Source organism: Pseudomonas sp. NPDC089758, from assembly GCF_044748705.1.
Classification (GTDB): domain Bacteria; phylum Pseudomonadota; class Gammaproteobacteria; order Pseudomonadales; family Pseudomonadaceae; genus Aquipseudomonas; species Aquipseudomonas putida_X.
Genome location: NZ_JBIVGN010000007.1, coordinates 16,859 through 29,164, shown reverse-complemented (window position 1 = coordinate 29,164; position 12,306 = coordinate 16,859). Strand labels below are relative to the sequence as shown.

At 64.0% G+C, this 12,306-nt stretch carries 15 protein-coding genes; 5 read left to right on the top strand and 10 right to left on the bottom strand.

Going from position 1 to position 12,306, the window contains the following annotated elements:
- Positions 1–27: 27 nt before the first annotated feature.
- The 6 genes from ACIPZH_RS11935 to ACIPZH_RS11910 form a co-directional block, all read right to left on the bottom strand.
- Positions 28–606 carry a DJ-1/PfpI family protein gene (locus ACIPZH_RS11935; RefSeq protein WP_241804765.1) on the bottom strand — a complete coding sequence of 193 codons (579 nt, stop codon included), beginning with the start codon at positions 604–606 and terminating at the stop codon, positions 28–30.
- 51 nt (positions 607–657) lie between these two features.
- Entirely contained in the window at positions 658–1,815 is a 1,158-nt protein-coding gene (locus tag ACIPZH_RS11930) for a phosphatidylserine/phosphatidylglycerophosphate/cardiolipin synthase family protein (RefSeq protein ID WP_349976180.1), read from the bottom strand.
- 1 nt (position 1,816) lies between these two features.
- Positions 1,817–2,398, bottom strand: coding sequence for a YceI family protein (locus ACIPZH_RS11925; protein ID WP_241804763.1), 582 nt, complete (start codon positions 2,396–2,398; stop codon positions 1,817–1,819).
- Between the two features lie 44 nt (positions 2,399–2,442).
- Positions 2,443–2,739 carry an amidase gene (locus ACIPZH_RS11920; RefSeq protein WP_400627675.1) on the bottom strand — a complete coding sequence of 99 codons (297 nt, stop codon included), beginning with the start codon at positions 2,737–2,739 and terminating at the stop codon, positions 2,443–2,445.
- Entirely contained in the window at positions 2,736–3,818 is a 1,083-nt protein-coding gene (locus ACIPZH_RS11915; protein WP_241804761.1) for a serine hydrolase, read from the bottom strand. Before ACIPZH_RS11915 ends, ACIPZH_RS11920 begins: the two co-directional genes overlap by 4 nt.
- A gap of 63 nt (positions 3,819–3,881) precedes the next feature.
- Positions 3,882–4,769, bottom strand: coding sequence for an acyl-CoA dehydrogenase (locus ACIPZH_RS11910; protein WP_400636281.1), 888 nt, complete (start codon positions 4,767–4,769; stop codon positions 3,882–3,884).
- 148 nt (positions 4,770–4,917) lie between these two features.
- On the opposite strand from ACIPZH_RS11910, the gene olsB reads away from it, so the two are divergent.
- Positions 4,918–5,673, top strand: a complete 756-nt coding sequence (olsB, locus tag ACIPZH_RS11905) for an L-ornithine N(alpha)-acyltransferase (protein WP_400627671.1) — start codon at positions 4,918–4,920, stop codon at positions 5,671–5,673.
- On the top strand, positions 5,673–6,461 hold the full coding sequence (locus tag ACIPZH_RS11900; RefSeq protein ID WP_400636280.1) for a lysophospholipid acyltransferase family protein: 789 nt from the start codon (positions 5,673–5,675) through the stop codon (positions 6,459–6,461). Before olsB ends, ACIPZH_RS11900 begins: the two co-directional genes overlap by 1 nt.
- Before the next feature lie 21 nt (positions 6,462–6,482).
- On the opposite strand, the gene ACIPZH_RS11895 is transcribed toward ACIPZH_RS11900, so the two are convergent.
- On the bottom strand, positions 6,483–7,064 hold the full coding sequence (locus ACIPZH_RS11895) for an ACP phosphodiesterase (RefSeq protein WP_400636279.1): 582 nt from the start codon (positions 7,062–7,064) through the stop codon (positions 6,483–6,485).
- A gap of 152 nt (positions 7,065–7,216) precedes the next feature.
- Between ACIPZH_RS11895 and ACIPZH_RS11890 the strand changes: the two genes are divergently transcribed.
- Positions 7,217–7,519 (top strand): helix-turn-helix transcriptional regulator, encoded by a 303-nt coding sequence (locus ACIPZH_RS11890; RefSeq protein ID WP_241804756.1) that lies wholly within the window; start codon positions 7,217–7,219, stop codon positions 7,517–7,519.
- Positions 7,520–7,537: 18 nt separating this feature from the next.
- Positions 7,538–8,587 (top strand): alkene reductase, encoded by a 1,050-nt coding sequence (locus tag ACIPZH_RS11885; RefSeq protein ID WP_241804755.1) that lies wholly within the window; start codon positions 7,538–7,540, stop codon positions 8,585–8,587.
- A 113-nt stretch (positions 8,588–8,700) separates the two neighbouring features.
- Here the strand turns inward: ACIPZH_RS11885 and ACIPZH_RS11880 are convergent, their stop codons facing one another.
- The 3 genes from ACIPZH_RS11880 to ACIPZH_RS11870 form a co-directional block, all read right to left on the bottom strand.
- Complete coding sequence (locus ACIPZH_RS11880; protein WP_241804754.1) at positions 8,701–9,528, bottom strand: ATPase; 828 nt, start codon at positions 9,526–9,528, stop codon at positions 8,701–8,703.
- A gap of 87 nt (positions 9,529–9,615) precedes the next feature.
- Positions 9,616–10,611 carry an NAD-dependent epimerase/dehydratase family protein gene (locus tag ACIPZH_RS11875; protein WP_400636278.1) on the bottom strand — a complete coding sequence of 332 codons (996 nt, stop codon included), beginning with the start codon at positions 10,609–10,611 and terminating at the stop codon, positions 9,616–9,618.
- A 46-nt stretch (positions 10,612–10,657) separates the two neighbouring features.
- The gene (locus ACIPZH_RS11870) at positions 10,658–11,548 is read right to left on the bottom strand and encodes a LysR family transcriptional regulator ArgP (protein ID WP_400636277.1); all 891 of its coding nucleotides are present in this window, start codon (positions 11,546–11,548) and stop codon (positions 10,658–10,660) included.
- 90 nt (positions 11,549–11,638) lie between these two features.
- Between ACIPZH_RS11870 and ACIPZH_RS11865 the strand changes: the two genes are divergently transcribed.
- Positions 11,639–12,238 (top strand): LysE/ArgO family amino acid transporter, encoded by a 600-nt coding sequence (locus tag ACIPZH_RS11865; RefSeq protein ID WP_400636276.1) that lies wholly within the window; start codon positions 11,639–11,641, stop codon positions 12,236–12,238.
- Positions 12,239–12,306 lie beyond the last annotated feature (68 nt).

Genomic DNA, 12,306 nt, shown 5'->3' with positions numbered 1-12,306 from the left:
CGCCGGCAAGCCGGCGACCAGGCCGGCTCAGCTGATGCGCGTTCCCAGCACCTTGAGGAAGGCCGCAAGCCATGCCGGGTGCGCCGGCCACGCTGGCGCTGTCACCAGGTTGCCATCCACGTGCGCCTGGTCCACGGCGATATCGATGAACGTGCCCCCTGCCAGGCGCACCTCCGGCGCACAGGCCGGATACGCACTGCACTCACGCCCTTCGAGCACGCCAGCCGCCGCCAGCAACTGCGCCCCATGGCAAACCGCCGCAATCGGCTTGCTGGCCTGGTCGAACGCCTTGACCAGCGCCAGCACGCGCTCATCCAGGCGCAGATACTCAGGGGCACGCCCACCGGGGATCAGCAAGGCATCGTAGCTTTCGGCACGGACCTGGACGAAATCATGATTGAGGGCAAAGTTGTGGCCAGGCTTCTCGCTGTAGGTCTGCTCGCCTTCAAAATCGTGGATCGCCGTGCGCACCGTCTGCCCCGCGATTTTCTCCGGGCACACCGCATGCACCGTGTGGCCCACCATGCTCAAGGCCTGAAAAGGCACCATCGCCTCGTAGTCCTCGACGTAGTCGCCCACCAGCATGAGAATCTTCTTCGCAGTCATCGCCATCCACTCCTTCGGTAGTTTGGGAAGCAACCTGCACGATAGTCTGCTTCAGTTACGACGGTCGAGCAGGTTGACCACCAGCCGGTCCATCCAGCCCCATATCCGTTGCTTCAAACGACGCCACAGTGGCCGGGCGTGCCAGTGGTCAAGGTCGACTTCGTGGCTGAGGGCGAAATCGCGTTCGAAGCTGGCGACCACGGCGGCCGTCAGCGGCGGGTCCAAGGCCTCGACGTTGGCCTCCAGGTTGAAGCGCAGGTTCCAGTGATCGAAGTTGCACGAGCCGACGCTGACCCAATCATCCACCAGCGCCATCTTCAGGTGCAGGAAGCACGGCTGGTATTCATAGATACGTACCCCCGCGCGCAATAAACGAGGGTAGTAACGATGGCCGGCGTAGCGGACCGAGGGGTGATCGGTCCGCGGGCCGGTGAGCAGCAGGCGCACATCGACGCCCTTGCCTGCCGCCCGGCGCAGCGAACGGCGCACGCTCCAGGTTGGCAGAAAATAAGGTGTGGCGAGCCAGACTCGCTGCTTGCCGCTGTTGAGCGCACGCACCAGCGAATGCAGGATGTCACGGTGCTGGCGGGCGTCGGCATAGGCCACGCGGCCCATGCCCGGGCCATGCACCGGCACCTTGGGCAGGCGCGGCAGGCCGAAGCCCTCAGCGGGGCGCCAGGCAGTACGGCGGTGGTTGGCCTGCCACTGGCGGTCGAACAGTAGCTGCCAATCGCTGACCACCGGGCCGTGCATCTGCACCATCACCTCATGCCACTCGCTGGTCGCTTCGCCCGGCGTCCAGAACTCATCGGTGACACCGGTACCCCCTACCACCGCCAGGCGCTCGTCGACCAGCAGCAGCTTGCGATGGTCGCGATACAGGTTGCGCAGGCCGCGGCGCCAGCGCAGGCGGTTGTACCAGCGCAGGTACACACCGGCATCGAGCAGGCGTTGGCGCAAAGCCGAATTGAACGCCAGCGAGCCGTAGTCATCGAACAGGCACCGCACGCGTACCCCACGCCGGGCGGCCTGCTCCAGTGCATCGACAACCGCTTCGGCGCACGCACCGGCCTCGACCAGATACAACTCAAGATCGACCTGGGCTTGCGCATCCACGATCGCCTGAAGCATGCGTGGAAAGAATTCGGGGCCGTCGATCAGCAGTTCGAACTGGTTGCCATCACGCCAGGGAAAGACCGGCCCCGGCATGTCAGCGGGCGTTGAAAATCAGCACCGCATTGACCGGTACCGTCGGGTTGATGGATTTGAGCTTGGCGAACTTGCGCAAGGTTTCCAGCCCGGGCAGCAAGCCGAAATCGTGGGCCTGCAAAATCAGTGGCTCAAGGGTCACCACCTGAAAGCGCCGCGCATCGAGGCGGGTTGCCAGCAACAAGGCGTTGTAGCTGTGCGACTGGCCATGCAGCGTAACGGTCAACGGCAGGCGCAGTTCGATCTGCGCGCCATCGGCCAGGTCGTTTATCGGCCGCAGGTCGAGCTGGGCCTTGACCGTCGCTTCGGCAAAGCGGCCGACCTCGAACAGATCGTCACGCATACGCTCGTCCCGCAGCGGGATACCACTGCTGACCGAATCCATCTCGATACGCAGCCCGGCGGCGCCCTTGCGGTCGACGGTACCATGCAGCACCAGAAAACGATGGACTTCGGCCGTGTCGCCGTCCTTGCCAGTGACGAATGAAAGGCGTGAGGACTCACCATCGAGGTGCCAATTGGCGTGGGCGGGCAGGCACAGGGCCAGCAACAGGGCGGGTAAAAGACGGGGCAGCTTGAACATGACAGATCTCGTGAAACCAGACCGCCAACCTTACCCGGCCCTTTTCATGGCAGCAAGCGGCAGCCAACCTGCGCGCCCTGCCATGCCGCCTGATTGCGCTGGCCCAGCCCTGCGGCACTGACCAGACGCCGCTGGCTGTCTTCCTCCAGCATGCTCAACGGCAACCACTGCGCTACATAACCCCGGCAATAGTCAGGGTCCAGGCCCATGACGAAACGGCAGGAGCAGTACTCCTTGGCCGAATAAGCCGAAAGAATACCCGGGAAATCCGCCAATGCCTGGCGCTCCAGCCAGGCCCAGCCCAGCAAGGCGACCAGCACCAGCCCCAACAGCCGCTTCATGCCCCCTCCTTGGCCAGCGCTGTCAGCACGCGCCTTAGCAGTTCGTTATGGCTGTAACTGCCATCACGGTCATCGGCGTAGCGGACGATGACCAGCTTGTGGCTCGGCAGTATGTAAAGGGCCTGGCCCCAGTGGCCGAGGGCGGCATAGGTGTCTGCCGGCGCGTCAGGCCAGGGCAAGGTACTGCCCGGCAGTGGCTGGTTGAGCCACCAGTGGCCACCGGGGTTGGCTTCGCCGGGCAGCGGTGTGGCCTGGCTGAACAGGGTACGATTGAAGGCAACCCAGCTTGCCGGCAGCAACTGGCGACCACCCCAGCGCCCTTCACGCTGCATCAACAGGCCGATGCGTGCCAGGTCGCGGGCACTGAGGTAGAGGTAGGAAGAGCCAACGAAGGTGCCACTGCCATCGCGCTCCCACACGGCGCTGTGAATGCCCAGCGGGGTGAACAGCGCCTGCCAGGGGTAGTCAGGGTAAGCACCGCCCTTGAGCATGCCGCGCAATGCGGCGGCCAGGACATTGCTGTCGCCACTCGAATACAGGAATCGCTGCCCAGGCGCTTCGGCAACGGGCCTTGCAGCGGTATACGCGGCCATGTCATGGCGCCCTCGGGTATAGAGCATTGCCACCACCGAGGATTTCAGCGGTGCGTATTCGTAGTCTTCCTGCCAGGCCAGGCCACTGGCCCAATGCAACAGGTCGGCCATACGCACATCGGGGTGGGCCTGCATGGGCGGGTAATAGCGTGCTGCGGGGTCCTGCAACTGAAACCGCCCCTCGCCCTGGGCCACGCCCAGCACTGTCGCCAGTACGCTCTTGCTCACCGACCAGGTCAGGTGGGCGGTTTTCGCGGTGGTAGGCGCGGCGTACCGCTCGTGCAGGATGCGGCCGTCGCGGATGATCAGCAGGGCGTCGCTGCGAATGCCGCTGCGCCGGGTGGTATCGCGCTCCGGGAAGGCATAGCTATCGACAGCCTGCCAGTCGATGGCCGTGGTGTCGGCTTGCCACTCTGGCAGGGGCCAGTCCTCTGCCCTGGCCGAACCGACCGCCACCGCCAGGATGATCAACCCTGTCTTGAACATGAACGCCTCTAGGGGCCGCAGGGCGACCCGGGTGTCAACGGATCAGGCGATCCTGCCAGGCGTTCATGACAATCCGGCAGCCTCCCAAGCCTTGGCCAGGCGCTTTTCCCGAGCAGCCGTCGCCAGCGCCATGACGCCCTGATCGCGCTGCCACAGCTGCGCCCATTGCGCCGGCCCGGCCGACAGTGCTTCGTCGATGGACGGCTTCAGTGCCTGAAACTGCGCAAACAAGCCCGCCAGCAATAAATGGCAGCCGACACTGTCGGCGCACTGGCGGCTGGCCTCGGCACAACCCGCCAACAAGCCGATCAGGCGCAACCGCAGCGCCTGTTGCCAGCCGCTTTCCTGCGCTACGCCATACAACCAGGCAACCATCGCCGCCAGCACGTACAAATCTTCCAGTGAGCGAAACGGTTTGACGTATGCATCCCAACCATCACCGGCGAGCAATTCGCAGGCAGCCTGGCGCAGTTGCAGGCGCCCGTGGCCGACATCAGGCATCAATGGCAGGGTCGGCAACGCCTCCAGGGTCACCCCTGGCTCACCCGGGTAAACCACCCCCAGGCTAAGGCGCGGTGCTTCACCCTGCCCCTCGCTGCGCGCCGCCACCAGCAGCCATTCGGCGTCAAGCCCGGCGGTCACGAAGTCCTTGCTGCCGGTCAGGCGCAAGCCCTCCAGGCGCGTCTGCATGTCCGCCGGGCGCACGCTACGCCCCTCGGTGGCGCACAGCGCGCCGAGGGTGGCGGGGGCGCTGGGCCACAGCGCACGCAAGGCGGCCTGGTAGCCAAGCAGAAACGCCAGGCCAGGTGTGGCCATGGCGCGCCCACCCAGCACCGCCAGCTCGAACGGGGCGCACCCGCCGAGGCGCTCGAGTTGCGCGGCATAGAGCTCGCCCAAGGTATCGGCCAGAGGCTGGCGAAAGGGATCGTTGAGTCGTTGCAACCAGGCCATCGGACGCTCCTCTCATAAGCGCTTGTCAGGGGTGTCACGCAAGCATCACCAAAGGTTCACAGGGGTGACACCGCGCCTACCTAGGCTGACTTTGCACAACAAAGCCGACCGGCCGCAACCCTTCATGGCTGGCTTAGGGAGACTCGCAATGACTCGGACCGCTCGCTCTGGCGACAACAGCACTGAACGCCGTCTGCAAGCCGAACGCCTGGTCGGCGCCGCGGCCCTGCAGGAAGCACAGGCCCTGCGCTACAAAGTGTTCAGCGCAGAATTCAAGGCCAGGCTCAAGGGCGCTGAACTGGGCCTGGACATGGATGACTACGACGTACACTGCCAGCACATCGGCGTACGCGACCTGAGCACCGGCGAACTGGTCGCCACCACCCGCCTGCTCGACCATCAGGCCGCCAGCAGCCTGGGGCGTTTCTACAGCGAAGAAGAATTCAGCCTGCACGGCCTGCTGCAACTGCAGGGGCCAATCCTCGAACTGGGCCGCACCTGCGTGGACCCCGGCTACCGCAACGGCGGCACCATCGCCGTGCTCTGGGGCGAGCTGGCCGAAGTGCTCAATGAAGGCCGTTACAGCTACCTGATGGGCTGCGCGAGCATCCCCATGCAGGATGGCGGTGTTCAGGCCCATGCTGTCATGCAACGGCTGCGCGAGCGCTACCTGTGCACCGAACATCTGCGTGCAGAACCGAAGAACCCGCTGCCCACCCTGGCCCTGCCGCACAATGTCATCGCTGAAATGCCGCCGCTGCTGAAGGCCTACATGCGCCTGGGTGCGAAGATCTGCGGTGAACCCTGCTGGGATGAGGACTTCCAGGTTGCCGACGTGTTCATCCTGCTCAAGCGTGATGACCTGTGCCCGCGTTACGCCCGCCACTTCAAGGCAGCGGTCTGATGCCCAAGCTGCGGGTGTTCGCCCGCCTCGCAAGGCTGTTGTTGGTGCTGCTCTTGGGCATGCTCATGGCCAGCGTGATCGCCGTCGGCGAACGCCTGGGCAGCAAAGCCTCCATCGAGCGCCGCCAGCGCTGGACCTGCCTGTTCATGAAGCGCCTGGTCGCGGCCCTGCCCTTCGACGTGCAGGTAATCGGTGAACTGCCCCAACGGCCGATGTTGTGGGTCAGCAACCACGTGTCCTGGACCGATATCCCACTGCTCGGCATGCTGCTGCCGCTATCGTTCCTGTCCAAGGCCGAAGTCCGCCACTGGCCAGTGGCTGGCTGGCTGGCGGAGAAAGCCGGCACGTTGTTCATCCGCCGCGGCGGCGGCGACAGCCAGCGCCTGCGTGAACAGATCAGCGCACAACTGAGCGACGCCAGGCCGCTGTTGATCTTTCCCGAAGGCACCACGACCGATGGGCGCCAGGTGCGGACCTTCCACGGGCGTTTGCTGGCAGGGGCCATCGATCAGGGTGTGGCGGTGCAGCCCGTTGCCATTGCGTACCTGCGCAACGGCGAGGCCGACCTGGTTGCGCCGTTCATTGGTAACGATGACCTGGTGGCCCACCTGTTGCGCCTGTTCGCCGAGCCGCGGGGTAAGGTGTGCATTCACCTGTTGCAGCCGATCAGCAGCGTGAACAAAGAGCGCGCGGCGCTGGCATTGCAGGCGCAGCAGGCCATCGAGCGGGCGTTGTTCGGCGTTGGCGAAGTCGAGGTGGCCCTGGGCCGACAGGCTCAGGTGGCTTGATGCTCGATTGGCAGTACAGCGCTAGGTGCCAGCCCTTTGCGCTACGGCAAACGCCTGCAACTGCGGATAGAACTCACGGAAATCCGCCAGCAACGGCTCGTATAACCGCTCAAGCTCAGTCATCACGCCCATCATGCCCTCAGGCCTGGACAAGCGTCGCCCAATGCCGTTGAAGACCTGCTCCAAGGTGGCAAAATCGCCATAGGCCCCCAGCCAGTCATCTGCGGCCATCGAGGGCGCAATGCGTGCCAAGCGCTCTGGCAACTCGGGCTCGGCCAGCAACACGCGATAGAACGCACCGGTAAACTGCTCCAGCGACTGCTCGGCGTAGTCGCCCCAGTGTTGTGCCAGGCAATGGTCGAAGAACACATCCACAATGATCCCGGCATAGCGGCGCCGCTGCCGGGGGAACCGCGCAAGCGCCGCCAACACCAGCGGGTGTTGATCGGTATAGCTGTCGATTTGCCGATGCAGACGGATGGCAGCTTCCAGCGTCGGCGCAAAGCGCCCCTCCAGCGAGCCTTTGACGAAATCGCCATACAGGCTGCCAAGCAATTGTTGCGGCGCCGGGCCGCCCAGGTGCAGGTGTGCGAGGTAGTTCATGGGCGCAGTTTAGCACCGTGCATTCATATATCGTTATAACGCGATATAACGATTCGCGCTCAGCTCAGAACGACTTCATATTTCTATATCGCGAAATACCGATTTATATTTCGTCGTATCACGATATACGGCTACACCATGAGCCCCACACCATGCCTCTCGATCTCGACGAAATCATAAAAGCCCTGGCCCACCCGGTCCGGCGAGAAATCCTCAACTGGCTCAAAGACCCGGCAGCGCACTTTCCTGCCCAACACCACAGCACCGAGCACGGTGTCTGTGCCGGGCAGATCGATCAACGCTGCGGCCTGTCGCAGTCGACCGTTTCGGCCCACCTGGCGACCTTGCAGCGCGCTGGCCTGGTCAGCAGCCAGAAGATCGGCCAGTGGCATTTTTTCAAACGCAACGAAGCCACCATCCAGGCGTTTCTCGAACAACTGCGCCAAGCGCTTTGACCCAGCAGGTAAACACTTATGACCACGCTTTTCGATCCGATCACACTGGGCGATGTGCAACTGCCCAACCGCATCATCATGGCGCCACTCACCCGCTGCCGCGCCGACGAAGGCCGGGTGCCCAATGCGCTGATGGCCGAGTACTACGTGCAGCGCGCCAGCGCCGGGCTGATCCTCAGTGAAGCGACTTCGGTCACGCCCATGGGCGTCGGCTACCCAGATACGCCAGGCATCTGGAACGACCAACAGGTACGCGGCTGGAACAACGTGACCAAGGCTGTGCACGGCGCGGGCGGTCGCATATTCTTGCAGTTGTGGCATGTTGGCCGCATTTCCCACCCCAGCTACCTGAACGGTGAGTTGCCGGTGGCGCCCAGCGCCATTCAGCCCAAGGGCCATGTCAGCCTGGTGCGACCGATCACCGAATACCCGACCCCGCGTGCCTTGGAAAGCGAAGAAATCGCCGACATCGTCGAGGCTTACCGCAGTGGCGCAGAGAACGCCAAGGCTGCCGGTTTCGACGGCGTGGAGATCCACGGTGCCAACGGTTATCTGCTCGACCAGTTCCTGCAGAGCAGTACCAACCAGCGCACCGACCGCTACGGCGGCTCATTGGAAAACCGTGCCCGCCTGCTGCTGGAGGTGACAGACGCCGCCATCGGCGTGTGGGGCGCAGGCCGGGTGGGCGTGCACCTTGCACCGCGCGCAGACGCCCATGACATGGGTGATGCCGACCGCGCCGAGACGTTCACCTATGTCGCGCGGGAACTGGGCAAGCGGGGTATCGCCTTCATCTGCTCGCGGGAGAAGGAAGCCGATGACAGTATCGGCCCGCTGATCAAAGCAGCGTTCGGTGGCCCTTACATCGTCAACGAGCGGTTCGACAAGGCGAGTGCCAATGCTGCATTGGCCAGTGGCAAGGCAGATGCGGTGGCATTTGGCGTGCCATTCATTGCCAACCCGGACCTGCCGGCACGGCTGGCAGCCGATGCGCCGTTGAACCAGGCGCACCCGGAGACCTTCTATGCCAAGGGGCCGGTGGGGTACATCGATTACCCGCGGCTGTAAGCCCGAACGCCAGGGCCGCTTTGCGGCCCTGCGCGACGCATGGCTGACCTATGGATGATCCTGTAGGAGCGCCCTGGCCTGGCGTAGGGAGGGCAACGCCCTCCCGCAAGGCCTCAAGGGCGGGCGTTGATCTGCTGCTGCAGGTTCCGAATCTGGCTTTGCAGGGTGTTGAAGTTGCGGGTCGTCTGGCCACGAAACGCATCGAACTCCTGAACCGAAGCACTACCGGCAGCCGCCGCAGCTGGGCGATTGTCCACCTGGCTTTTCAATACCAGCACGTCCTGCTCCAGGCTCTCGATCGCCGCTTTCGGGTTGCCCTGCTTCTTCAGCGCGGCCACCTCCTCGCTAAGGCTCTTGAGCTGCCCATCGAGCTTGCCGCCATCCACCTGGCCCGACTTCAACGCCGCCAGCTCGGCATTCACCGATTTCAACTGCGCCTGTAACTGAGTTTGCAGTTCAGTTACCGCCTTTTGCTGTTCGCGGGTATCGGCCAGCACCTGCTCCAGGCGCTTGCCCAGGTCACCCGTTTGCCCTGCCACGCCCTGCTGTTGCTTGCCCTGCTCGGCCAGGCTGGCCTGCAATTGGCGGATCTGCAGCTTGAGCGCTTCACTGCCGGTGGTGGTAGAGGTCTCAGTGGCAGCGACCTTGCCACTGATCGCCTGCAAACGCCCCGCTGCTTCCTCGCTGATGCGCGCAAAGCTCTCCTGGGTAGCCACCAGTTGCTGCTCCATCAGCGAGATTTGCTGAAAGCTCCACCAGCCGAGCCCGGCCAACGCGATGAACGAGGCCCCCAGCAACGCCCACAAAGGGCCCGTGCTGGCGGGCCTGACGGCCTTCTGACGGTTGCGCGAGACCCGCGCCGGCAAGAGTTCGTCGTCATCCGGGGTGCCGGCACGCAGGGTTGGCACATCATCAAAATCGTCGTGGGCATCGTTGCGCATGGATAGATTCAACCGCGGTAGTAGCAAAGAGACATGAGTATAAACCGCTCAAGCGGCGCACTGATGACCATCATCCAGGCGCCTGGTTCACTGAGCAAAAGGTTGGTGCTTCCACCACGCGCAGAATTCATCCAGCGCCGTCCACAGGCTGACCTTGGGTTGATAGTCCAGGTACTGCCGGGCGCGGCTGATATCCAGCGTGAAATCGCGGTTCATCACCTGCATTCCCAGGCGCGTGAGGGTGGGCTCGGGTCGCCCGGGCCAGAGCATGCAAGCGGCTTCATTGAGCGCCGCCATGCTGTAGGCCAGGCCATAGGCGCGATAACGGGTCACCTGGGGCAACTGCATCTGGCGCATGACGTAATTGACCACATCCCACAAGGGTAACGGTTGGCCATTACTGATGTTGTAGGCCTGCCCTAACGCACGATCATCGGCGAACAGCGCGCCAAGTAGTGCCTCGTTGAGGTTGTGCACACTGGTGAAATCGACTTTGTTCAGGCCGTTGCCGATGATCGCCACGCGGCCCTTGCGCTGCATCTGCATCAGCCGCGGGAAAATACTGGCGTCACCGGCGCCGGTCACGAAACGCGGGCGCAGCGCCAGCACTTCGAGCCCGAACTCCTGGGCGCCGAAGACCTTTTGCTCGCCAAGGTATTTGGTCTGTGCGTAGGGATGATGAAAACGACGCGGCACCTGGTCTTCGCGGATATCCAGGCGCGAGCGGCCATTGAAGTAGATCGACGGCGACGACAGGTGCACGAGGCGACGGACGTGCTCCTTCAGGCAGCCTTCGACCACATTCTCGGTGACCACCACATTGCCCTGGTAAAAATCCTGATAGCGCCCCCAGGTGCCCACCGCTCCGGCGCAATGCACCACCGCCTCGACGCCCTGGCACAGGCGCCGGGCCAGTTCGGCGTCACCGAGGTCGCCAGGGATGAACTGCGCGCCACGCTTGACCAGGTGCTCGACGCCCTCGGCGCGGCGGCCGCTGACCCGCACATCCAGGCCTTGCTCCAGGGCAAAGCGCGCAAAGCGCCCGCCGATGAAGCCGCTCGCGCCAGTGACCAGAATTCGCATGTAACACTCCGCCTCAGATTTCAGATGCAACAGACGCCGGCCGCCACTACAACGGCACCAGCCAATGCTGGGCCGTGTGGCGCAGGTGCTCGGTCAGTTGCGCGAGCAGTTGCCCGCCATTGCGCCAATGATGCCAGTACAGCGGCACATCGATGGGGGTATCGGTCGATATTTCCACCAGTTGCCCGCTTTTCAACTGTTCGCGGGCCTGCAACTCAGGCACCAGGCCCCAACCCAGGCCGGCTTCGGTCATGCGCAGGAAGCCTTCGGACGAGGGGCAAAGGTGGTGCAGGAAGCCATCTTCGATACCTAGAGAAGCGAGGTATCGGTGCTGCAGAAAATCGTCCGGGCCGTACACGATCGCCGGCGTGCGGGCCAGCCGCCGGGCCTCGAAGCCCCCAGGGAAATAGCGCGCCATGAATGCCGGGCTGGCCAGCGCCCGGTAGCGCATGGCGCCCAGCGGCATGCTGCGCGCGCCCGCCACCGGCCGCTCGCTGCCGCACAGGCAGGCCGCCACTTCCCCGGCACGCATGCGCTTGAGGCCGACTTCCTGGTCTTCCACCACAAGGTCGGTGAGGACCTGCTGCTCGGCGCAGAACGAACCCACCGCGCCTGCCCACCAGGTCGCCAGGCTATCCGCGTTGAGCGCAATGCGCAGACGCTCTGGTATGCCTTCCTCATTCAGTGCCGGCACCTGGCGCTGCAGGTCACGTTCGAGCAACCGCACCTGCTGCACATGGTTGAGCAACTGGCGCCCGACCTCCGTCGGGCTCGGTGGCGCGGCGCGCACCAGCACCGGCTGGCCAACCCGCGCCTCGAGCAGTTTGATGCGCTGTGAGATAGCCGATTGCGACAGCCCCAGTACCTGCGCTGCACGTTCGAAACCCCCTTGCTCGATCACGGCCGCGAGGGCGGCCAGCAGCTTGTAGTCGAACATCGATTTCCCTAATGACGGATCAGCATTATTTGTTTTTCTTATACAGGGTCGATCGCCACAATAGCCAGCATCTTCTTTGGAGTATCTGCCATGTGGCAAAGCTATCTGAACGGCATGCTGGTGGCCCTCGGCCTGATCATGGCCATCGGCGCCCAGAACGCCTTCGTCCTGGCGCAGAGCCTGCGCCGTGAGCATCACCTGCCGGTGGCAGCACTGTGCATCGTCTGCGACGCTCTGCTGGTCGCCGCTGGGGTATTCGGCCTGGCGACGGTGCTGGCACACAATCCGACGCTGTTGGCGGTCGCACGTTGGGGTGGCGCGGTGTTCCTGCTCTGGTACGGCGCCAAAGCGCTGCGTAGCGCCTGTTCCAAGCAGAGCCTGCAGCATCAGCAAGGCCAAGGCATGCGTTCGCGGCGTGCGGTGCTGCTCAGCGCCTTGGCCGTGACCCTGCTGAACCCGCATGTGTACCTGGACACGGTGTTGCTGATCGGCTCGCTGGGCGCCCAGCAGAACGTACCAGGCGCGTATGTGGCAGGCGCCGCCAGCGCTTCGCTGCTGTGGTTCTCGACCCTGGCGATCGGTGCTGCATGGCTGGCGCCCTGGCTGGCCCGCCCGGCCACCTGGCGGATGCTCGACCTGATGGTGGCGGTGATGATGTTCGCCGTGGCGGCGCAACTGGTCTTTTCTTGAGCTGCAAGCTGCAAGCTGCAAGCTGCAAGACTGTACGCGGTCCGCTTCTACTTGCAGCTTGAAGCTTG